This is a genomic window from Micromonospora sp. NPDC051925 (assembly GCF_044548625.1).
In the GTDB taxonomy this organism is placed as follows: Bacteria; Actinomycetota; Actinomycetes; order Mycobacteriales; family Micromonosporaceae; genus Micromonospora.
The window spans coordinates 103,521-124,943 of sequence record NZ_JBIUCH010000023.1 but is presented as its reverse complement, the minus strand read 5'-3'; the positions used below and the strand labels follow the sequence as shown (position 1 = coordinate 124,943).

Below are 21,423 nucleotides of genomic sequence, written 5' to 3'. Positions count from 1 at the left end.
GTGCCGGTCCCCACCGCCGGGGCGTGGAGCTACCGGGGCTGACCGGTCAGTCGACGACCCGCCGCCGGCCCGTCAGCCGAGGGTCCACTGCTGGCCGGCCGCGCCGGTGCAGGTGGCCTGCACCAGGTCGTCGCCGGCCGTGGTGCCGCCGTCCCTGACCTGCGCACACTTGCCGGACTGGACGCCGACCAGCAGGACCGGGCCGGTGCCGACCGGGGTCAGTCGCCACTGCTGGTTGGCCTGCCCGTGGCAGCCGAACTGCTGGAGCTTCGCGCCGTCGTCAGCGCTGCCGCCCTCGACGTCGAGGCACTGGCCGTGCCCGACGTTGGTGAGCGTCACCAGGTCCGGGGCGACGGGATTGGCGACCCACTGCTGCTCGGGGCCGCCGGTGCAGGCGGCCAGCTCGGCGGGGGCCGTCTCGCCGGCTCCGTCGGTGCCGACGCAGAGGCCGGAGGTGACCGCGCGCAGCACGGTCGGACCGGAGAACGCGGCCGGGGTGGTGGGCGGCGGGGTCGGGGTGGGCGGCGACGTGGTCGCGGGCGGCTGGCTGGTCACCGGGGCCGCGGGGGTCGCCGCCGCGGGGGTCGGTGCGGCGGCGGCCGGCACGACCGGTTGCGGTCGCGCGTCGCCGCCGAGCACACCGGTGGCGAAGAAGACCCCCAGCAGTACGCCCGCCAGCCCGGCGGCCAGCGCGAACCGCATCAGCGGATCACGGGGCAGCCCGGGGCGGGCGGCCCGCCGGGCGCCGTACACGGTGCCGGACGGGTCGTGGTGCGGATCGGGGACGGCCATCCAGGAATGGTGACCCACCGGGCGGGCCGACGGCCAGTCGGCCCGCGGCGCGGTGATGTCAGTCGACGACCCGGACGTCCTTCCAGAACGCCACCCGGTCGCGGATCTGCTCCGCCTCGGGCTTCGGGTCGGGGTAGTACCACACGGCGTCGGGGCTGGTCCGGTCACCGTCGGTGAGGGAGTAGTAGGAGGCGGTGCCCTTCCACGGGCAGACCGTCTGGGTCGCCGACTCGGTGATCAGGTCGTCGCGGAGGGTGTTGCGGGGAAAGTAGTGGTTGCCCTCCACCAGGACGGTGTCGTCGCTCTCGGCCACGACCTGGTCGTTCCACACGGCTTTCGGCATGTCACCACGCTACGCCCCGCCCGGCTCCCGGTCCCGGCCGGTGCCGCGCCGGGCCGGCTCGGCGGGTCGGCCGGGTCCACGAGGGCGACGTCTCCCGGGCGGAGTGTCGATCCGAAACGGCCAGCGCAGCGGTCCCCACGGAAGGCTGGTTCGCGCGTAAAGTGATCTCATGCGCGCGCAGCGTGATCATGAACTGGCAGTGGACGCGTTGCGGCGGTCGTACGCCGCCGTCCCTCCCGGGCAACCCGTACGGTTGGCCAAACGCACCTCCAACCTCTTCCGGCCCCGCTCGGCCACCACCGCTCCCGGGCTCGACGTCAGCGGCCTGGACGGCGTCCTGTCGATCGACCCGGTCGCCGGTACCGCAGACGTGCAGGGCATGTGCACCTACGAGGACCTGGTCGACGCGACCCTCCCGCACGGGCTGATGCCGTTGGTCGTGCCGCAGTTGCGCACGATCACCCTGGGTGGCGCGGTCACCGGGCTGGGCATCGAGTCGACGTCGTTCCGCAACGGGCTCCCGCACGAGTCGGTGGTCGAGCTGGACGTCCTCACCGGCGCGGGGGAGGTCGTCACCGCCCGGCCGGACGGGCCGCACGCCGACCTGTTCGCCGCGTTCCCGAACTCGCTGGGCAGCCTCGGGTACGCCACCCGGCTGCGCATCGAGCTCCAACCGGTGCGCCGGGCGGTGGCCCTGCGCAACGTCCGATTCACCCGGCTCGAAGAGCTGACCGACGCGATCGCCGACGTGATCGCCAAGGGCGAGTGGGAGGGTCGGCCGGTCGACGCGATGGACGGCGTGGTGTTCAGCCCTGGCGAGGCATACCTGGTGCTCGGCTCCTTCGCCGACGACCCGGAGCGGCTCAGCGACTACACCGGCCAGGACATCTACTACCGCTCGCTGCGCCGACGGGTGCGGGACACTCTGAGCAGCTACGACTACCTGTGGCGCTGGGACACCGACTGGTTCTGGTGCTCGGCCGCGTTCGGGGTGCAGCATCCGGTGGTGCGTCGGCTCTGGCCGGCCCGCTGGCGGCGCAGCGACGTCTACCACCGGCTGGTCCGGCTGGAACACCGGCACCAGGTGGCCGCCCGGGTGGACCGGTGGCGGGGTCGGCCGGCCCGGGAGCGGGTGGTGCAGGACGTCGAGATCCCACTGGACGGCACGGCAGACTTCCTGCGCTGGTTCGACCGCGAGGTGGGGATGACCCCGGTGTGGCTGTGCCCGTTGCGGCTGCGCGAGCCCGCCGGCCCCGGCTCGGCCCACGCCTGGCCGCTCTACCCGCTCCGCCCCGGCCAGACGTACGTCAACATCGGTTTCTGGGGCAGCGTGCCGATCGCGGCCGGTGCCGCGGACGGCGAGGTGAACCGCTCCATCGAGCGGACGGTGTCGGAGCTGGGCGGGCACAAGTCGCTCTACTCCGACGCGTACTACGACCGGGCGGCCTTCGACCGGCTCTACGGCGGGGAGACCTGGCGTGCCGTGAAGGACCGCTACGACCCGGACCACCGGCTCACCGGACTCTACGAGAAGGCGGTTGCACGAAAATGAGCCTGACCGACCGAGAACAGGGGGCGGCGGGCGCCCCGGCCAGCCCGCCGGCGGGGGGCCGGTCCGGTCCGACCGTCGCCGATGTCGTCCGCGCGGTCACCACGCGGGACCTGCCGGTCCGCATCACCGGCTACGACGGCAGCGCGATCGGCCCGGCCGACGCCGGGATCACCCTCGACATCCGTTCCGAGCGGGGCCTGTCGTACCTGCTCACCGCCCCGGGCGACCTCGGCATGGTGCGGGCGTACGTCAGTGGCGACCTCGGGCTGGGCGGGGTGCACCCCGGCGACCCGTACGACGCCCTGCGGGTGCTCAGGGACCTGCGGTTGCGGGCGCCCTCGGTGGCCGAGGCGCTGGCCCTGGTACGCGGGCTCGGCTGGGAGCGGCTGCGGCCCCCGATGGCTCCGCCACAGGAGGCGCTGCCCCGCTGGCGGCGGGTGATGAGCGGGCTGCGGCACTCCCGGGTCCGCGACAGCACGGCCATCTCGCATCACTACGACGTGTCGAACGCCTTCTACGAGAAGGTGCTCGGCGAATCGATGACGTACACCTGCGCGGTGTACCACAGCCCGACCGACACCCTGGAGCAGGCGCAGGCGGCCAAGTACGACCTGGTCGCCGGCAAGCTGGCGCTCCAGCCGGGGATGCGCCTGCTGGACGTGGGCTGCGGCTGGGGCGGCATGGTCCGGCACGCGGCCCGTGAGTACGGCGTGCGGGCGCTCGGGGTGACCCTGTCCAGGGCGCAGGCGCAGTGGGCGCAGGCGGCCATCGAGCGGGAGGGGCTCACCGGGTTGGCCGAGGTGCGCCACCTCGACTACCGCGACGCCCCCCGGGAGCAGTTCGACGCGATCTCCTCGATCGGGCTGACCGAGCACATCGGGGTGCGCAACTATCCGGCATACTTCCGCGCGCTGCGGGACCGGCTGCGTCCCGGCGGCCGGCTGCTCAACCACTGCATCACCCGGGCCGACAACCGGGCCCCGCACCGCTCCGGCGCGTTCATCGACCGGTACGTCTTTCCCGACGGGGAGCTGGCCGGGCCGGGCCGCCTGATCAGTGAGGTGCACGACGCCGGCTTCGAGGTGCACCACGAGGAGAACCTGCGGCAGCACTACGCGCTGACCCTGTCCGCCTGGTGCCGCAACCTCGTGGCGAACTGGGACTTCTGCGTCGACGAGGTGGGCCTGGGCACCGCCCGGGTCTGGGGCCTCTACATGGCCGGGTCGCGGCTGGCCTTCGAGCGCAACGACATCCAACTGCACCAGGTGCTGGCCACCCGCAACGGCCCGGCGGGCGTGAACGGCTACCCGCTGCGCCCGAACTGGACGCCCTGACGCGTACCGCACAGCGACCACGCCGAAAGCCGCGCCGCCCTCGGCGCGGCTTTCGGCGCTCAGCACGGCTTACTTTGCTCAGCGCGGTTCTCATTGCTCAGCGCGGCTTGCTTTGCCCAGCGCGGCTTCCGGCGCTCGCCACGGCCGGCCTGGTCGAGCAGTGCCCAGCCGGAAGGTGCGTGGCATCAGCGCCTCGCTTGCACGGTGCCTTCGGCGGCGAGGTTCGATCAGCTGTCTGAGTTGCCCACTGATGGGGTGTCGTGCTGTCTGGGGTGTGGCGTGGGTTGCCCTGGTCTCGGAGTTCCCCGCTCCGGAATCGCCGTGGTCACCGCCCACGACAAGGCCACCGGATCCCCCGCGTCGGCCAACGCCACCATCGACGCCAACCCGGCCGCTCGTCCGGCGGCAGGATCAGGTGTGCGGAGCCTTTGGAGCTGATGACGTAAACGGATCACGGGTAGGAAGGACGACGGCGGAACACCGTGATCCGGGCCGGACCTCGTTGTTCCGGACCTCGTTGTTCCGGACCTCGGTATTTGACCTTGTTGCTCGGGACCTCGGTGGTCAACACGTTCTTGGGACCTCGGTATTCAGGACCACGTCGTTCGGGACCTCGTTGTTTCGGACCACGTCGTCCGGGACCTGGGTGTTCGGGACTTGGGTGTTTCGGACCATGTTGTTCGGGACCTGGGTGTTCGGGACTTGGGTGTTTCGGACCATGTTGTTCGGGACCTGGGTGTTCGGGACTTGGGTGTTTCGACCACGTTGTTCGGGACTTCGGTGTTGGGGACCGCGTTGTTCGGTGCGTTGTGCTGGCGGTCACGGCTGATTCGTTCACGTCATCAGCTCCAAAGGATGTGGAACAGAGGTTGGTGGCCCGGGGCGGGCCTGCCCGCTGGCACCCGCTGCCGGTGTCGGCGGCGCGCCGAGCAGAAGGAAGCCCAGGCCGTCGGCCCGCGAGGCATGCACGGCGGACGCACAGGTACGCCACAAGGAGGCCCCAGTCCGGCGAGTCACGGTGGGCTCATCGCCGGACCGAGGAGGCCCTCATGCCGCACCCCGACAACCATCGCCATCTGCCCAGCCGCCACCTGCCCAGCCGTCGCCGGACGAGCCGGGCCGGCCGGTTCACCCTGGTCGAAGGGCGGTGACCACATGTCCGACACGATCATGCGCCCCACGCCCACCGACCCGATCCAGCCCGCTGTCCCGGGCCCCGTCCGGGGTGACGGTTCACTCGGCCCACCGTCGGGGCCCGCCCGGGATGACGGTTCGCTCGGTCTGCCGTCGGTGCCCGTCGGGGATGAAGGGTCGTCGCCTGTGGCACCGCGTCCCGGCTTCGACGGTGGGTCGCCCAGTGCGACGCCTGGCGCTGGTTCGCCCGCATGGCCGCCCGTTCCGCCCCTGAACGCGGCCCCTGCCGAACCGTCGCCGCCACCGTCGCGGTGGCGTCGGCGGCTGGTGGCCGGAGGGGCCGTGGTGGTGCTCATGCTCGCCGGTGGCGGCTCCGGTGCGCTGGTCGTGGACCGGTTCGTCGGCCAGAGTTCGCTCGTCACCGGCACGACGGACGTCGCCCCGGTCTCGGCCACCACCATCGACTCCCTCGCCACGGTGGTGACCGCCGTGTCGCCCAGCATCGTCACCGTCGAGGTGACCGGGATGCGGGAATCCAGCCTCGGCTCCGGCGTCATCCTCGACACCGACGGGCTCATCCTCACCAACCAGCACGTGGTGAGTTCCGGCGGCCAGGTCTCCGTGACCCTCTCCGACGGTCGCAGTGCCTCGGCGACAGTGGTCGCGCAGGACGCCAGCGCGGACATCGCACTGCTGCGGGCCACCGGGCTGTCCGGGCTGACCCCGGCGACGCTGGGCAGCGGATCCACCCTGACGGTCGGCGACACCGTCCTGGCGTTCGGCAGTCCGCTCGGGTTGGAAGGCACGGTGACCTCCGGGATCGTGTCGGCCCTGGACCGGTCGGTGGACGACCTGACCGGGCTGGTGCAGACCGACGCGGCGATCAACCACGGCAACTCCGGCGGTGCGCTTGTCGACACCGCCGGGCGGGTGGTGGGCATCAACGTCGCGATCGCCACCACCGGGGAGGACGAGGGCAGCGTCGGCCTCGGCTTCGCCATCCCGGTGGACACCGTCCGTGAGGTCGTCGCCCGGCTGAACGCGGGCTGACCTCCCCGGTGGTTCCCGGGGTGCCGGGCTGGGTACTGCCAGGCGATGTTCTTCATCTTCGGGCTCCGTACCAAGGTCACCCGGTGGGGGGTGGTGACCGCCGTCTGCCGGCACTGCGGCAACCAGGCCGCGCAGGTGATCAGCTGCCGGTCCACGAAGTTCACCCTCTTCTTCGTCCCGCTGATCCCGATCCGGAGGAAGTACGTGCAGCAGTGCTCGTTCTGCGGCGCCGAGTACGCCCTCGACGCCGACGAGGCCCGTCGCCTCCCGGTCGGCTGACCGTGGCCCGCTTCCTCTGCTGGCTGATCGGTCGGCCACCGGTCGGGCCGACCGTGCCGGTGCACACCGTCTCCCGCCCACCCTGTACCCCGGGTCGTCGCAGGTCGGGTCGACGTCGCCGGCCACTGGCCGGCGCCCGCTCACCCCGCTCGCCCTGGAACCGGTCCGCCGAGCGCTGAGCCCGGTGACCCACCCCGGGTGACCCGGGCCCGTACCGCCGGCCCGGGAACGGGCGGGCGGGGTCGGTCGGGGCGGCTATCGTGGCCTGTCGTGACGAGCACCGCACAGCGCCTGGCCGCGATCCGGGGCGACGCGCTCCCGAAACGACACAACGCCCGGACGATCGCCGCCCTCACCGGCAACCCCGGCTGTGCCCGGCGGGCCGTGCTGGACGGGGCCGGGGTCGACAAGCCGGCGCTTGCCGAGCGGGTCGGTTTTCCGGCCCGGTTCGGCCAGTCCCGGTTCGCCATCACCCGGGGCAACGCGTTCGAGGCGCAGGTGAAGGCGGACGGCGGGGCGGAGCTGCTGCGGCTGGTCGCGCAGCGGCTGGGCGTACCGGTGCCGGAGCGGGCGAGTTGGACGGACCTGGGCGGGACGGACGACCTGCCGGGCCGGCGGGAGCGGTCCCGGGCCGCGTTGACCGCCACCGGGCCGGACGCGGCGTTGTTCGACCATCCGCTGCTCGGGCTGGACGTGGCGGGTCAGCGGGTGCACCTGGAACCGGACCTGGTCGCCGCCCGGCTCGGTGGCCGGTTCCACGTGGTGGAGATCAAGTCGTTCCCGGTGATCGACGGTCAGGCCGATCCCGCGAAGGTGTCCGCCGCCGCCGTCCAGTCGGCCGTCTACGTACTGGCGCTGCGCGACCTGCTCGCCGCCGAGGGGCAGGACCCGGAGTCGGTGTCGCACGACGTGGTGCTGGTCTGCCCGCGTGACTTCACCAACCGGCCGGTGGCCAGCCTGATCGACGTTCGTAAACAGTTGCTGGTGCTGCGTCGCCAGTTGGACCGGATGGCCCGGCTGGACGACCTGCTCGCCGCCGTACCGGCCGGCTTCACCGCCGATCCGGCCGCCGATCCGGTGACGCTGACCGCCGCGCTGCGTACCGTGCCGGCCCGTTACGCGCCGGACTGCCTGGCCGGCTGCGAGTTGGCGTACTTCTGCCGGGACGAGGCGCGCGGACAGACCGGCGCGCTGGGTCGGCCGGTGCGGGAGGCGCTCGGCGGCATCGCCGAGGTGGCCGAGGCGCTGGCGCTGGCGACCGGCGAGCGGGCCGCCGACCCGGAGCGGGAGGAGGCCGCCGCGCTGTTGCGGACCGCCGCCCGGCTGCGCGCCGACGCCCTCGCCGGCCACCGGGCATGAGTACGCTGCGCGCGCTGGCGAAGGCGCAGGCCGTGGCCGCCGGGGTGGCCCAGCCGATCGCTACTGTCCGGCACCTGCACCTGGCCGCGCGCCCGTTGGTGCTGGTGCCGCTGGCCATGGCCGGTGAGGCGCACGCCCCGCTCGCCGCGCTGGTCGGCACCGCCCCCGACGACGCCCGGCTGCTGGTCGTGCCGCAGCCCCGCAACCGGGACCAGCGGCTCCGGTTCGTCACCGAGTTGGCCGGGATCGTGCTGCCGTGGCTGGACGGTTTCCGGGGCGTCTCGGAGGCGGTTGCCGTGGACCGGGGGCGGGACGTCCGGTACCGGTACGTGGACGCCCCGCAGGTCTGGGTGCCGAACCCGGCCGGGATCACCTTCCTGCGACTGCTGGGCCGGTCGACCCGGTTCCGTCGCCCGGACGGCGATCATCCGGTGCACCCGGCCGTGCCGCTGCTCGGCCGCTGGCTGACCTTCTTCGCCGAACGGGCCGAGCAGCCCGGCTCGTCCGCGCTGGTGGCGATGACCGACGCGTTGACCCTGCACTGGGCGACCGGGCAGAGCGCGGTGGAGGACCTGCACCTGCCGGCGCTGCTGGGCTGGATCGACCCGCCGGCCGGCGAGAGCGGCGTCGGTGCCGCCACCCGGGCCGAGGACCCCCGGGTGTGCCCGCCGGCCGGCCCGGCCACCGACCCGGAGTTCGACAACGCGGCGCTCGCCCCGGTGATGGCCGAGTGGGCGGCGGCCGACGACGACCCGGCCGCGCGCGACGGGGCGTACGCGGAGCTGGCGCGGTTGCTGCGTGGTCAGCTCGCGCCCACCTGGGAGCTGATGTGGCGCGGCGTGGGTCTGCTCGACGCCCTGCCGCCCGGGGCCCGGGTGGCCGACCGCTGGGCCAACGACCGGGACGCCTTCACCGGGTACGCCGAGCATCTCGACGCCGACGGCGGTCCGCAGCCCCGGCGCGACGGCGCGGTGGCGGCGGCGGTACGGCTGCACCGGCTGGAACGCGCGGCGGCCACGTACGCGGTGCAGCGCGCCTACGACGATCCCCTGGTGATGGCGGAGCACCGGCTGACCGGGGAGGCGTTCGTCGGGGACGTGACGTTGGCCGACCCGAGGCGGGTGGACGACAGCGGAAAGCGGCCGAAGCTGCGGCCGAGGATCCAGGTGGTGACCACCGAGTCGGTACGGGTGCCGGTCGGGGCGACGCTGTGGTCGACGGCGCGACCGGGGCAGAAGGCGAAGGTGATCTTCGTGACCCCGGCGGCGGACGGCAGGACCGAGGTGGTCCTGGAGCTGTCGGGCGCGATGGGCCGGGGGTTGACCGCGCCGCCGGGCAGTGTGCCGGAGGTGGGGGAGCGGCTCTGCCTGACCACCCTGTCGGAGGCGTTCCTGCCGGCGGGAGCGTTTCCGACGGCGGAGGAGACACCGTGGACGCACGGCGGGCCACCGGTCCCCGAAGCGGCGGCCGAGCCAACCGGCCCTCCGTCCTCAGTGGTCGGATAACCGACCCGCCTACCCTGGCGGCGGGTCGTACGGCTGGCTAGGCTTCGATGGTTCGCCGTCCGTGGCTGGTCCGCACGGTCGAGGTGTGCGCAGGAGAGAGAGCCGGAGCGATCACCGTGCTGCCCCAGGACGCCGTCTCCGGCGTACCGACCCGACCGCTGTTCCTCCCCCGGCTGGGGGCCGTCGTCGCGTCGGTGGTCGTCGCCCTGGAGCTGGGCTGGCTGCTCGCCGCGCTGCCCGGAGCTGCCCTGGTCAGCGACCTGACCGCCACCGGCCTGGCGAGCTGGGCCAGCTACGCCTGTGCCCGGACGATGCGCCGGCACCCCGCCCCGCTGCGCCTGTTCTGGGCGCTGCTCGCGCTCACCATGGGGCTCGCCGCCGCCGGCCGGCTGCTGTGGACGGTGGACCGGCTGCGCGCCGGGGAACTGCCGCACACCCCACTGATCGGGGCGGTCTTCACCGCCGGCATCGTCACCGGCACGGCCGCGTTGCTCGCCGCGCTGACCGCCCCGCGCAGCGCGGTGGGCCGGGCCCGTACGGTGCTGGACGGGGTGATCGTCGGGCTGGCCCTGATCCCGATCGGCTGGGTGGTGGTGTTCCGCGACATCGCCGCCGCCGACCTCGACGATCCGCTGCGTACCCTCGGTCTGCTCTACCCGATGATCGATCTGATGCAGCTGACCATCCTGGTGGCGGTGGCCGGTCCGGCCCGCCCGGTGTGGCGGCCGTTGACCCTGATCGGGGCGAGCCTGGCCACCCGGGCCGGCGCCGACGCGGTCTACGTCTCGTTGGTCGCGCACGGCAGCTACGCCCCCGGCCACCCGATCGACGTCTGCTGGCCGCTGAGCTATCTGCTGATCGGCATCGCCACCACCCGAACGCCGCCGCCGACCTGTGACGGCGTCGAGGAGATCGGTGAGTCTCCGCTCCCGTCGTGGTGGCGGGTGGCGCTGCCGTACCTGCCGGTCGGTGGGGCGATCATCGCGGTGGTGCTGGCCCGCCGGCCCACCGGGCAGACCCCGACCCTGGTCTTCGTCGGCATGATGACGCTGCTCGGGGTGCTCGCCCTGCGTCAGGGGCTGGCCGCCAACGAGAACCTGCGGCTGGTGGCCCGGCTGCGCTGGCTCGCCTACACCGACCAGCTCACCGGCCTGCCGAACCGGCTGATGTTCAACCGGCGGCTGCGTCAGGCGCTGCGCGAGGGGCCGCCGGTGGCCGTCCTGCTCCTCGACCTGGACGGCTTCAAGCAGGTCAACGACCGGTTCGGGCACAGCACCGGCGACACCCTGTTGACCAGTATCGCGGTCCGGATGCGCACGGCCGTCGGCGACGACGGCATGATCGCCCGGCTCGGCGGCGACGAGTTCGCGGTGCTGGTCGGCGGTGACCGGCCGGTCTCCCCGGAACGTCTCACCGAACGGCTGCTCGCCGCCCTGCAACCGTCCCCGGGCGAGGAGGACGTCGGGGTGCACCCGTCGGCCAGCATCGGCATCGCCGAGTTCGGTCCGCAGCACGCCACCCACACCGACCTGCTGCGCGACGCCGACATCGCGATGTACGCGGCAAAGGCCGCCGGCAAGTCCGCGTACCGGACCTGCACGCCGACGCTGCGGGAGTCGGCGGTGACCCGGGCGGAGTTGATCGCCGACCTGCGCAGGGCCGTCGACGAGCAGCAGTTGCACCTGGAATACCAGCCGATCGTCGACCTGGCCACCGGCGCGGTGCGCAGCGCGGAGGCGCTGGTCCGCTGGCGGCATCCCCGGCTCGGCCTGCTCGCCCCGGCGGCGTTCCTGCCGCTGGCCGAGGAGACCGGGCTGATCGTGCCGATCGACCGGTGGGTGATCCACGAGGCGTGCCGGGCCGCCGCGACCTGGCGGGTCCGGGTGCCCGAGGCGACCGTGGCGGTCAACATCGCCGCCGCGCACCTGCGTCGCCCCGACCTGATCGCCACCGTCACGGCGGCCACCGCCACCGCCGGCCTGGCCCCCCGCGCGCTCACCCTGGAGTTGACCGAGTCGGCGCTGATCGACGGCAGCGAGGCGGTGCTGGAACGGCTCGCCCAGCTCCGTGAACTGGGCATCCGGATCGCCATCGACGACTTCGGCACCGGCTACTCGTCGTTGAGCTACCTGCATCGCATCCCGGCCACCGAGCTGAAGATCGACCGGTCGTTCGTGGCCCGGCTGGACACCGACACGCGGGCGTACGCCACGGTGGAGATGGTCACCCGGCTGGCCGGGGCGTTCGACCTGGCGGTGGTGGCCGAGGGGGTGGAGACCGAGGGGCAGCATGCGGCGGTCACCGCGATCGGCTGCGTCCACGGTCAGGGCTTCCGGTACGGCCGTCCCGGTGCGCTGGCCGCCCTGGCCGCCCTGCCCAGCCCGCGCTGACCCACCCGGGGACGGGCGACGCGCCCGGTTCGGGAGCCCCCGGTGAACGGTGCCGGCGGGGCCGGCAAGGGAGCGCAGAATCGGGCTTGACCCTCACGTCACGGCAGGCCGGAGCCTTGGCGGTGGAAGGGAGGAAACCATGGCGTACACGGTGGGTCAGGTGGCGAAGGCGGCCCGGGTGACGGTCCGGACGTTGCACCACTACGACGAGATCGGGCTGCTCTCGCCGAGCGGCCGGACGGCGGCGGGCTACCGCCGCTACGACGACGCGGACCTGGAGCGGTTGCAGCACGTCCGCTTCTACCGGGAGCTGGGGTTTCCGCTGGAGGAGATCGCGGCGATCCTCGACGACCCGGCCGCCGACCCGGCGGCGCACCTGCGTCGGCAGCACGACCTGCTGACCGGGCGGATCGGGAGACTGCAGGAGATGGTCGCGGCGATCGAGATCGCGATGGAGGCGAGACGGATGGAGATCAACCTGACCCCGGAGGAGCGGTTCGAGGTCTTCGGCGACTTCGACCCGGACGAGCACGCCGAGGAGGCGCGGCAACGCTGGGGTGACACCGAGGCATACCGGGTGTCGACCCGGCGGGCGGCCGGCTACTCGAAGGAGGACTGGCTGCGCCACAGGGCGGAACAGGACGACTGGAACGGGCGGATCGTGGCGGCGCTGACCAGCGGGACATCGGCCGATTCGGCGGAGGTGATGGCGCTGGCCGAGGAGCACCGGCAGCTCATCGTCCGTTGGTTCTACGACTGCTCGTACGAGGTGCACACCGGGCTGGCCGACATGTACCTGGCCGATCCCCGGTTCACCGCCTACTACGAGGCGATGGCGTCGGGGCTGGCGGAGTACCTGGCGGAGGCGATCCACGCCAACGCGATCAGCCGGGCCTGAGCGGGGCGACGAGTGTGCCGGCCGGGCCCGACCGCTGTGAGGGCGCGGCGGCCGACCCGGGGGCGGCCCGGCTCCGACGGGTGATCGGGCTAGGCTGGCGCGACCGCTCTGTCACCAGCGTCGATCGGCTCGGCCGACGGGCGCATCGCCCGGGGAGACCTCCGTGAAGCACCCGAAACTGGCCGCCGTCACCGCCGCCCTCGCCGCGCTGGTGACGGCGGCCGGTTGCACATCGGACGGTGGCGGTGGAGGGTCGACACCGGCCGCCGGGGCGTCCGCGACCGGGCCGACCACCGCCGTCGGGCCCGCCGCCGTGCTGACCGCCGCCGCGCAGCGGGTCGACCAGCAGACCTACCGGCTGAGCCTCGGTGACGGCGCGGGCGGGGACGGCACCACCCTGGTCTGGGATCCGAAGGGCCGGCGCGGGCTGGAGACGACGACGCTGGCCGTGGCGAACGGCAAGGTGGTCATCGAGCGCCTGGCCACCGGCACCGACGTCTACGTGAAGGTGACCGCCCCGGACCGGCGGGTGCCGGTCTGGGACGGTCGCACCTGGTGGCACGTGGGCACGGCCGAGGCCGCCGCCGCGAAGCGGACCGGACTGGACAACACCCGGCTGGCCAGCACGCTCGGCGCGGCCACCGAGGTACGCGCCACCGGCGAACGCGCCTATGCCGGCACCCTGGACCTGCGGAACAGCACCGATGTGCTCGGTGGCGGGGCGGGTGGGGTGCTCGGGGACCGGGCCGCCGCGGTGCCGTTCACCGCGACGGTGGACCCGCAGGGGCGGCTGGTCCGCTACCGGATCGAGCTGTCCGGCGAGCCGGGCAAGACCTCGGCACTCGATCTGACGTACGCGGACTTCGGCCTGCCGGTGTCGGCAAGCAAGCCGGCGGCGGGCCTGATCGGCGAAGACCCGCCCAGCAACATCCCCGGCGCCTGACCCACCCACCCCGCCGCTGACCACCCCGGCCGGGCCGACGCCGACCACCCGGACCCCGACCGGGCCGGCCACGGGGGATCGGCGCGATACACGCCACTCTTCGTCCTAATCCATCCCCCGATCGGGTGGTAAATCCGAATCACCGGGTCCGTCCGGCTTGTCACCACCGTTGAACCAGGTGAACACCCCTGTTGGTGGCTCGCGCGGCGGAGGGATCGGCGTGGCGATGACTGATTCGACGGGTTCCACCTGGCGTTACATCTGGGCACGCCAGCAGAACGAACGACGACGGCGGGCCTACCGCACCGTCGAGCGGGCCTGGCGACGCCGCGACGACGAACTACGCCGAATGCGTGTCCTCGCCGTCGGCCTGCGGGGCACGGCCGAGGCCGGCACCGGCCTGCCGCTGGCGTTGAGCCCCGGCGAGGCCGTCCTCTGGACGACGCCCGGCGCCCAACTGGTCGAGGTCCGGCACACCGCGGTACTGCCCGCCCCCGACCTGGTCGTCGAGGCGGAGCCGGGGCCGCTGCGCCACCGGCTGCCCGACGGGGTCCGGGTCGTCGACGCCGGGATCGCGGTGGTCACCAACCGTCGGCTGGTCATGGTCGGCGGGCGCGGCCGGCGTGACTGGGCGTACGGGAAGATGACCGGCCTGCTGCACGATCCGGCGGCGCCGGTCACGCTGATCCAGGTCCTGGACCGGCGGCAGACCTCGGGCCTGCTGCTGCCGCCCGCGGCGGCGGCGGAATTCCGGTTCGTGCTGACCCTGGCCTTCGCCGACGCCGTCGAGCAGCGGGCCGCCGTCCTCGCCCAGCTCGACGAGCTGATCGCCGAACACGCCGAGACCGCGCCGTTCCGACCGGCGATCGCCACCCCCGCGCAGGCCCGGATGAGCGCCCGGATCCCCGGCGGTCGACGTACCGTCGCGGTGGCCGCCGCGCTGACCCTGGTGGTGCCGGCGGTGCTGGTCGAGTCCGATCCGCCGGTCACCCCGGAGGTGGCGGCGGCGGCCGTCGCCGCGCCCACCCCGTCGCGCACCGGGAAGCCGTCGCCGACACCGCACCGCCCGTCCCCGTCCCCGTCGCCGTCCGCGGCGCGGGAGCGGCGCTGCGGGGCACCGGCCAACCCGATGGGGTACGACTACTGCGGCGGCGAACGGGTCCGCAAACCCGACCACCGGGTCTGCGACTGGTTCGACTGCGCGCCGCAGTTCTGGGCGCAACGCGGCTACCTGGTGCTGTGCCGGGACGGCTCGGTCAGCCTCACCGGCGGCCGGCCGAAGCCCTGCGCCGGACACGACGGAGTACGCCGCACCGTCAACCGCTGACGGCGGCCGGCAGGACAGGCCAGCCCGGACCTCGGACCCGATCATCTAGGGTCGGGGAATGATCCGACGGGTGGTGGTGGCGTTGCTCGCCCCGGTGGCCTGGTCGCCGCCCGGCATCGAGCTGGTGGACTGGCGTACCGCGCTGGCCGAGGACGTGGTGGACCTGCTCGCCACCCTCGCCGAGGTGGAGACCGCTGTCGCCGTGACCCCGGCCGACCGCTGGCTCGCCGACGCGGTGCTCTGGCCCGGCACCGCCGTGTACGAGGTGCCCGAGCCGACCGTCAACGCGGCGCTGGCCGCCCTCGACGGGTACGACCAGGCCGCCGTGGTCGCTGCCGACGCCCCCGACCTGCCGGGGCTCACCCTCGGCAAGCTGCTCCGGCCACTGACCAGCCGACCCGTCGCCGTCGCCCCCGTCGAGGGCGGCGGTTCCGGGCTGCTCGGTGTGGCGTCCCGGTTACCCGTACCCGGATGGCTGCCGGTGCTGGACCTGGAGGTGGCCGGGCCGGCGGACCTGCGCCGCGCGGCGCCCGCCCCGGCCGACGTGGCGGTCACGCCCGGCTGGCACCGGCTGCGCGGCCCGGCCGACCTGGCCGCCCTGGACCCCGCAGTCGAGGGCTGGGACGCCACCCGCGCCCTGCTCTCCGGCCGCCGCACCTGAGCGGCGAACCCCGCCCGGCCGGGGCCGGTGCGAAAGCAACGGACCCGGACCGGCCGGACCGACCCGGTGCTCGGGCGGATCCGGCCGGTGTCGCGGCTGGTCGGGGCTGGCGGTGTCGTGGCTGGTCAGGGCCGGTCGGTGTCGCCGTCGTCGGGGCCGGGCCGGTTGCCCGGTGCCTGCTCCTCGGGGCCGCCGGGGGCGGTGAAGTCGAAGTTGGCCAGCTCGTCGTCGAGATCCGCCGAGGTGGTCGCGAACGCCACCGGGTCGGCGAAGTCCGCGTCCGAGGGGAGCAGGTCGGGGTGGCCCCAGACCGCGTCCCGGCCGGCGATGCCCCGGTGCTCGGTCAGCGCCGCCCAGAGCGCCGACGCCTCCCGCAGCCGGCGGGGACGCAGCTCCAACCCGACCAGGGCGGCGAAGGTCTGCTCGGCCGGCCCACCGGCCGCCCGGCGACGACGGAACGCCTCACCGAGGCGGACCACGTTGGGCAGCCGGTCGGCCGCAGCGCTGTCGACCACGTGGCATACCCAGCCCTCGACCAGGGCGAGCACCGTCTCCAGCCGGGCCAGGGACGCCTTCTGCGCCGGCGTGTCCTCCGGGGTGAAGATCCCCTCCAGGGCGATCGCCTGCATCGACTCCGGGTCGGTCGGGTCGACCCGGCCCATCGCCTCCTCGATCGCCTCCCGGTTGACCCGGATGCCCGAGGCGTAGTTCTCCACGGCGGTCAGCACGTGCCCGCGCAGCCACGGGACGTGCTCGAAGAGCCGCTGGTGGGCCGCCTCACGCAGGGCGACGTAGAGGCGTACCTCGTCCTCGGGCAGCTCCAGGCCCTCGCCGTACACCCGGATGTTGGCCGGGATCAGCGCGGCGGTGCCGGCCGGGCCGAGCGGCAGGCCGATGTCACCGGCGGAGAGCACCTCGGCGGCGAGCTGGCCGAGCGCCTGGCCGAGCTGACCGCCGAAGAGCGCCCCGCCCAGCGTGGCGACCATCGACTGCATCGGCCCGAGCTGGGCGCGCGCCTCCGGCGGGACCAGGTCGCCCATCGCGCCGACCATCCGGCTGGCCACCGGGTCGCAGAGCTTGCGCCAGACGTCAAGCGTCTTGTAGATCCACTCGTTGCGGTTCCACGCCACGGAGGTGCGGATGCCGGTCGGCCAGGCCGACGCCGGCTCCAGCCAGAGGTCGGCCAGGCGCAGCGCCTCCTCCACCGCGTGCCGCTCGTACGGGGAGGCCATCGGGTCACCCGTGGCCGCGAGCTGGCTGGCGGCCACCTGCCGGGCCAGGTCCCAGTTGACCGGCCCGCTGCCCGGCGCGGAGAGCAGGTGCTGCAACTGCGACATGAACTGCTGCATCTGCGCGGGATCGTTGGGGTCTGGTGGTTGCCCACCCGGGAGCGCGAAACCGAACGGAATATCAGGCACGACGTCTACGGTACGCGCGCCGCGCCCCTGGTCGCCGCCACTGGCGTTGCGCTGAGGGCGAAGTCCGCCGCAGTCCGCGGGTACCGCCGCGACCGGTCGGTACGCTCTGCCGCATGAGACGTCGTGGCGTGACCGTCCTCCTCGGTGCTCTGCTCACCACCCTGCTCAGCATCGGCGTGCTCGGCGCACCCATCCCGTACGTGGTGCTCGGCCCCGGGCCGACGGTGAACACCCTCGGCACCTCCGACGGCCGGGAGATCATCCAGATCACCGGCCGGGCGACGTCCACCTCCGCCGGCCAGCTCCGGATGACCACGGTCGGTGTGCAGCCGACGGTGAAGCTGCGCGCCGCGATCGCCGGCTGGCTGTCGAAGGACGAGGCGGTGGTGCCCCGGGAAATGGTCTACCCGCCGGGCGAGTCGCAGGAGGAGGTCGAGAAGCGCAACGCCGAGGACTTCCAGAACTCGCAGAGCAGTGCCGAGACCGCCGCGCTGGTCAAGCTCGGCTACCCGGTCGAGGTGGTGGCGAAGGAGGTGGCCGCGGACGGGCCGGCGGCTGGCGCGCTGAAGGCCGGTGACGTCGTCAGCACCGTCGACGGCGTCAAGGTCACCTCCGCGACCCGGCTGGTCGAGCTGATCCGGGGCAAGCCCGCCGGCACCGCGCTGACCATCGGGTACGTCCGCGACGGCACCCCCGGCACCGCCACCGTGACCAGCCGAGAGTCCGACGGCCGGCCGCGCATCGGCGTGGTGCCGGACCAGCGGCAGCCGCACCCGTTCACCCTGAAGATCGACCTGAACGACATCGGCGGCCCGAGCGCCGGGCTGATGTTCGCCCTCGGCATCATCGACAAGCTGAAGCCGGAGGACCTCACCGGCGGGAAGGTCATCGCCGGCACCGGCACCATCGACGACGAGGGTCAGGTCGGCCCGATCGGCGGCATCGCGCAGAAGCTGGTCGGCGCGAAGAAGGCCGGTGCCAAGGTGTTCCTGGTCCCCGCCGACAACTGCGCCGAGGCGGTCCGTAACCCGCAGCCCGGTCTGCCCATGCTCAAGGTCGGTTCGCTGGACGACGCATTGGCCGCGTTGGACACGTTGCGCGCCGGTGGCGAGCCGACCCGCTGCTGAGGCCGTGCCCGTCCCGGGCGGCGGGACCGACCCGGGGCGCGACCTGACCTGAGACGTTCAGGAACACCCCGTACTCTGGGTGCCTGTCCGGAGCCGATCACATCGAGCGTGCGGAGCCAAACAGTGGTCATGCGTAGCAGCCCCCTGCCGAGGATGAGTCGGCGCGGACGCGTCACCATCGGGGTCCTGGTCGGGGTCTTCCTCCTGTTCACCCTGCTCGGCTGGGGGGTGCAGGCGTGGACCGACTGGCTCTGGTTCGACGAGGTCCGCTACACCCAGGTCTTCACCGGCGTGCTGCTGACCCAGGTGCTGCTCTTCCTCGCCGTCGGGCTGGGCATGGCCGCGTTCGTGGGCGGGAACCTGTGGCTGGCGTACCGGCTGCGGCCGAAGCTGCGTCCGCACTCGTTGGAGCAGGCCACCCTGGAGCGGTACCGGATGCTGCTCACCCCCCGGATCGGCAGTTGGATCAGCCTGACCGCCGTGGTGCTCGGCCTGTTCGCCGGTCTCTCCGCGCAGGGCCGCTGGACCCAGTGGATGCTGTTCCGCAACGGCGGCGACTTCGGCGTCAAGGACCCGGAGTTCGGCATCGACGTCGGCTTCTACGTCTTCCAGCTGCCGTTCTGGCGCTACCTGCTCGGCGTCGGCTTCACCGCCGTGGTGCTCGCCCTGATCGGCGCGCTGGCCCTGCACTACATCTTCGGCGGGGTGCGCCTGCAGGGCGTCGGCGATCGGATGACAGGCGCCGCCCGCGCCCACCTGAGCACGCTCGTCGCGGTCTTCGTCCTGCTCAAGGCCGTCGCGTACGTGCTGGACCGGCGGGCCATGCTGCTGGAGTACAACGAGGGCGCCAAGCTGTACGGCGCGGGCTACGCCGACGTCAACGCGCTGCTGCCGGCGAAGGAGATCCTGGCGTACATCTCGGTGGTGGTGGCCATCGCCATCATCGTCTTCTCCAACGCGGTGATGCGGAACCTGGTCTGGCCGGGCATCTCGCTGGCCCTGCTCGGCGTCTCCGCCGTCGCGATCGGCGGCATCTACCCGTGGGCGGTGCAGACCTTCGAGGTCAAGCCGAGCGCCCGGGACAAAGAAGCCCCGTACATCCAACGCAGCATCGACGCCACCCGCGCCGCGTTCGACATATCCGAGGTGCAGACCGAGGGGTACGCCGCCAGCAACCTGGTGCCACCGGCCAGCCTGGCCACCGACACCTCGGTGGTGCCGAACGTCCGGCTGCTCGACCCGCAGCTGGTCTCCGAGACGTACACCCAGCTCCAGCAGGTCCGGGGGTTCTACGACTTCGGCCCCAAGCTGGACATCGACCGGTACTCGGTGGAGAACAAGACCTCCGACTACGTGGTCGGGGTCCGTGAGATCAACTATGGCGAGCTGACCGACCAGCAGAACAACTGGATCAACCGGCACACCGTCTACACCCACGGCTACGGCCTGGTCGCGGCCCCGGCCAACCAGGTGGTCTGCGGTGGGCAGCCGTACTTCGTCTCCGGCTTCCTCGGTGAGAAGGCGGAGGAGGCGTGCTCCTCGCAGGCCGAGCAGATCCCGGCCAGCCAGCCGCGGATCTACTACGGCGAGCGGATGCAGGCCGACGACTACGCCATCGTCGGTCAGACCGAGGAGGGCAAGAACGCCGAGTTCGACCGGCCCACCCCGACCACCGGCGGCGAGCAGTACTACACCTACACCGGTGAGGGCGGCGTCGAGATCGGCTCGTTCACCCGGCGGCTGCTCTACTCGATCAAGGAGCAGGAGACGAACTTCCTGCTCTCCGAGGCGGTCAACGAGAACTCCAAGCTGCTGTACGTGCGCAACCCCCGGGACCGGGTGGAGAAGGTCGCCCCGTTCCTCACGTTGGACGGCGACCCGTACCCGGCGGTGGTGGGCGGCAAGGTCCAGTGGATCATCGACGGCTACACCACGGCGGCGACCTACCCGTACGCCGAGCGGATCAACCTGCAGCAGGAGACCACCGACGAGCTGACCAACCGGGGCACCTTCCAGCTGGCCCGGGAGAACGTCAACTACATGCGCAACTCGGTGAAGGCCACCGTCGACGCGTACGACGGCACGGTCCGGCTCTACGAGTTCGACGACAGCGACCCGGTGCTCAAGGCGTGGAACAAGGCGTTCGGCGGGGACCTGGTGCTGCCGAAGAGCGCGATCCCGGCCGACCTGGCCGCGCACTTCCGCTACCCGGCCGACATGTTCAAGGTGCAGCGCAACCTGCTCACCAAGTTCCACGTCACCAACCCCGGTGACTTCTACTCCGGCCAGGACTTCTGGCAGGTGCCGAACGTGCCGGACGCGCCGGACAGCGGGCAGAAGCAGCCGCCGTACTACCTGTTCACCCAGTTCCCCAACCAGGACGCCCCGCGCTTCCAGCTCACCTCGGCGGTCACCCCGAACGGCCGGCAGAACCTCGCCGCGCTGATCTCCGGGTCGTACGTCGACGGGCAGCCGAAGCTGGAGGTGCTGGAGTTGCCGGACCAGACCCGGGTCTCCGGTCCGGTGCAGGTGCACCAGCAGATGACCAACAACGCGACCATCCGGACCGAGCTGAACCTGCTCTCCTCCAACCAGGCGCAGGTGCAGTACGGCAACCTGCTGTCGCTGCCGTTCGGCAACGGGATGCTCTACGTCGAGCCGGTCTACGTCAAGAGCAACCAACAGGACGCGTACCCGCTGTTGCAGAAGGTGCTCCTGTCGTACGGCGACGGCGGCTCGTACGTGGTGCTGGCGAACAACGTCACCGACGGCATCAAGCAACTCGTCGAGCAGGGCAAGAAGGCCGGTCAGGGCACTCCGCCGTCCAGCGGCACGCCACCCCCGTCCAGCGGCGGCACGCCCACCTCGCCCTCGCCCGGGGCGACCAGTGCACCGCCGGTCTCCGGTGAGCTGGCCGCCGCCGCGCAGCGGGTCCAGACGGCGATCGCCGAGGTCAAGGCCGCGCAGGCGTCCGGCGACTTCGAGCGGTACGGTCGCGCGTTGAAGGCGCTGGACGAGGCGATCACCGCCTTCCAGCAGGCCCAGCAGGGTGCCACCGCGTCGGTTGCGCCTAGCGGCAGCCCGTCCGCGACGCCGTCACCGTCCGGCGGTTGATCCGCCCGCTCCTGGTCGACGGGGCCCACGATCCGAGTCGGGATCGTGGGCCCCGTCGCTTGTCCGAAGGGTCGTTCCGGCAACCTGTCGGCTCGGCCCGTCCGAGCCCCGACCCGCCCGCGGGGCCCGTTTTGCGGGTCCGGGGGTCGGTGCGCTACGGTTAACCAGGCGACGCGGGGTGGAGCAGCTCGGTAGCT

At 72.9% G+C, this 21,423-nt stretch carries 16 protein-coding genes and 1 tRNA gene (1 of these 17 cut by a window edge); 14 read left to right on the top strand and 3 right to left on the bottom strand.

What is annotated here, in order from left to right; all coding sequences use genetic code 11:
• Positions 1 to 72 precede the first annotated feature (72 nt).
• Both ACIG87_RS27255 and ACIG87_RS27250 read right to left on the bottom strand, forming a co-directional pair.
• Positions 73 to 792, bottom strand: a complete 720-nt coding sequence (locus tag ACIG87_RS27255) for an RICIN domain-containing protein (protein WP_396854306.1) — start codon at positions 790 to 792, stop codon at positions 73 to 75.
• Between the two features lie 58 nt (positions 793 to 850).
• Complete coding sequence (locus tag ACIG87_RS27250) at positions 851 to 1,135, bottom strand: DUF427 domain-containing protein (protein ID WP_396854304.1); 285 nt, start codon at positions 1,133 to 1,135, stop codon at positions 851 to 853.
• Between the two features lie 169 nt (positions 1,136 to 1,304).
• Here ACIG87_RS27250 and ACIG87_RS27245 point away from each other — a divergent pair, with 169 nt between their 5' ends.
• The 11 genes from ACIG87_RS27245 (at position 1,305) to ACIG87_RS27195 (ending at position 15,567) form a co-directional block, all read left to right on the top strand.
• Complete coding sequence (locus ACIG87_RS27245) at positions 1,305 to 2,687, top strand: FAD-binding oxidoreductase (protein ID WP_396854303.1); 1,383 nt, start codon at positions 1,305 to 1,307, stop codon at positions 2,685 to 2,687.
• Positions 2,684 to 4,021 (top strand): class I SAM-dependent methyltransferase, encoded by a 1,338-nt coding sequence (locus ACIG87_RS27240; RefSeq protein ID WP_396854302.1) that lies wholly within the window; start codon positions 2,684 to 2,686, stop codon positions 4,019 to 4,021. Before ACIG87_RS27245 ends, ACIG87_RS27240 begins: the two co-directional genes overlap by 4 nt.
• Before the next feature lie 1,476 nt (positions 4,022 to 5,497).
• Positions 5,498 to 6,205 carry a S1C family serine protease gene (locus ACIG87_RS27235; RefSeq protein ID WP_396854301.1) on the top strand — a complete coding sequence of 236 codons (708 nt, stop codon included), beginning with the start codon at positions 5,498 to 5,500 and terminating at the stop codon, positions 6,203 to 6,205.
• Between the two features lie 45 nt (positions 6,206 to 6,250).
• Positions 6,251 to 6,484, top strand: a complete 234-nt coding sequence (locus ACIG87_RS27230) for a zinc-ribbon domain-containing protein (RefSeq protein ID WP_396854299.1) — start codon at positions 6,251 to 6,253, stop codon at positions 6,482 to 6,484.
• A 270-nt stretch (positions 6,485 to 6,754) separates the two neighbouring features.
• Entirely contained in the window at positions 6,755 to 7,843 is a 1,089-nt protein-coding gene (locus ACIG87_RS27225; protein ID WP_396854298.1) for a hypothetical protein, read from the top strand.
• On the top strand, positions 7,840 to 9,348 hold the full coding sequence (locus ACIG87_RS27220) for a hypothetical protein (RefSeq protein WP_396854296.1): 1,509 nt from the start codon (positions 7,840 to 7,842) through the stop codon (positions 9,346 to 9,348). The genes ACIG87_RS27225 and ACIG87_RS27220 overlap by 4 nt, the downstream gene beginning before the upstream one ends.
• Before the next feature lie 47 nt (positions 9,349 to 9,395).
• On the top strand, positions 9,396 to 11,738 hold the full coding sequence (locus tag ACIG87_RS27215) for a putative bifunctional diguanylate cyclase/phosphodiesterase (protein ID WP_396854295.1): 2,343 nt from the start codon (positions 9,396 to 9,398) through the stop codon (positions 11,736 to 11,738).
• Between the two features lie 139 nt (positions 11,739 to 11,877).
• Positions 11,878 to 12,636, top strand: a complete 759-nt coding sequence (locus tag ACIG87_RS27210; protein WP_396854294.1) for a MerR family transcriptional regulator — start codon at positions 11,878 to 11,880, stop codon at positions 12,634 to 12,636.
• A gap of 163 nt (positions 12,637 to 12,799) precedes the next feature.
• Positions 12,800 to 13,579, top strand: coding sequence for a hypothetical protein (locus tag ACIG87_RS27205; RefSeq protein WP_396854293.1), 780 nt, complete (start codon positions 12,800 to 12,802; stop codon positions 13,577 to 13,579).
• Between the two features lie 220 nt (positions 13,580 to 13,799).
• On the top strand, positions 13,800 to 14,906 hold the full coding sequence (locus ACIG87_RS27200; protein ID WP_396854292.1) for a hypothetical protein: 1,107 nt from the start codon (positions 13,800 to 13,802) through the stop codon (positions 14,904 to 14,906).
• A 58-nt stretch (positions 14,907 to 14,964) separates the two neighbouring features.
• Positions 14,965 to 15,567: a hypothetical protein gene (locus ACIG87_RS27195; RefSeq protein ID WP_396854291.1), complete on the top strand. Its 603-nt coding sequence runs from the start codon at positions 14,965 to 14,967 to the stop codon at positions 15,565 to 15,567.
• Between the two features lie 125 nt (positions 15,568 to 15,692).
• On the opposite strand, the gene ACIG87_RS27190 is transcribed toward ACIG87_RS27195, so the two are convergent.
• Complete coding sequence (locus ACIG87_RS27190; protein WP_396854335.1) at positions 15,693 to 16,916, bottom strand: zinc-dependent metalloprotease; 1,224 nt, start codon at positions 16,914 to 16,916, stop codon at positions 15,693 to 15,695.
• 182 nt (positions 16,917 to 17,098) lie between these two features.
• Here ACIG87_RS27190 and ACIG87_RS27185 point away from each other — a divergent pair, with 182 nt between their 5' ends.
• From ACIG87_RS27185 to ACIG87_RS27175, 3 genes are all read left to right on the top strand, one after another.
• On the top strand, positions 17,099 to 18,112 hold the full coding sequence (locus ACIG87_RS27185) for a PDZ domain-containing protein (RefSeq protein WP_396854290.1): 1,014 nt from the start codon (positions 17,099 to 17,101) through the stop codon (positions 18,110 to 18,112).
• Between the two features lie 123 nt (positions 18,113 to 18,235).
• Positions 18,236 to 21,226, top strand: coding sequence for a UPF0182 family protein (locus tag ACIG87_RS27180; protein ID WP_396854289.1), 2,991 nt, complete (start codon positions 18,236 to 18,238; stop codon positions 21,224 to 21,226).
• A gap of 172 nt (positions 21,227 to 21,398) precedes the next feature.
• A tRNA-Met gene (locus ACIG87_RS27175) sits at positions 21,399 to 21,423 on the top strand (it continues 149 nt past the right edge of the window).

Bases quoted from the DNA above. Each gene is read 5' to 3' on its own strand.
- ACIG87_RS27255 (WP_396854306.1), bottom strand. From the start codon at position 792: ATGGCCGTCCCCGATCCGCACCACGACCCGTCCGGCACCGTGTACGGC.
- ACIG87_RS27250 (WP_396854304.1), bottom strand. From the start codon at position 1,135: ATGCCGAAAGCCGTGTGGAACGACCAGGTCGTGGCCGAGAGCGACGAC.
- ACIG87_RS27245 (WP_396854303.1), top strand. From the start codon at position 1,305: ATGCGCGCGCAGCGTGATCATGAACTGGCAGTGGACGCGTTGCGGCGG.
- ACIG87_RS27240 (WP_396854302.1), top strand. From the start codon at position 2,684: ATGAGCCTGACCGACCGAGAACAGGGGGCGGCGGGCGCCCCGGCCAGC.
- ACIG87_RS27230 (WP_396854299.1), top strand. From the start codon at position 6,251: ATGTTCTTCATCTTCGGGCTCCGTACCAAGGTCACCCGGTGGGGGGTG.
- ACIG87_RS27220 (WP_396854296.1), top strand. From the start codon at position 7,840: ATGAGTACGCTGCGCGCGCTGGCGAAGGCGCAGGCCGTGGCCGCCGGG.
- ACIG87_RS27215 (WP_396854295.1), top strand. From the start codon at position 9,396: ATGGTTCGCCGTCCGTGGCTGGTCCGCACGGTCGAGGTGTGCGCAGGA.
- ACIG87_RS27210 (WP_396854294.1), top strand. From the start codon at position 11,878: ATGGCGTACACGGTGGGTCAGGTGGCGAAGGCGGCCCGGGTGACGGTC.
- ACIG87_RS27195 (WP_396854291.1), top strand. From the start codon at position 14,965: ATGATCCGACGGGTGGTGGTGGCGTTGCTCGCCCCGGTGGCCTGGTCG.
- ACIG87_RS27190 (WP_396854335.1), bottom strand. From the start codon at position 16,916: ATGCAGCAGTTCATGTCGCAGTTGCAGCACCTGCTCTCCGCGCCGGGC.
- ACIG87_RS27185 (WP_396854290.1), top strand. From the start codon at position 17,099: ATGAGACGTCGTGGCGTGACCGTCCTCCTCGGTGCTCTGCTCACCACC.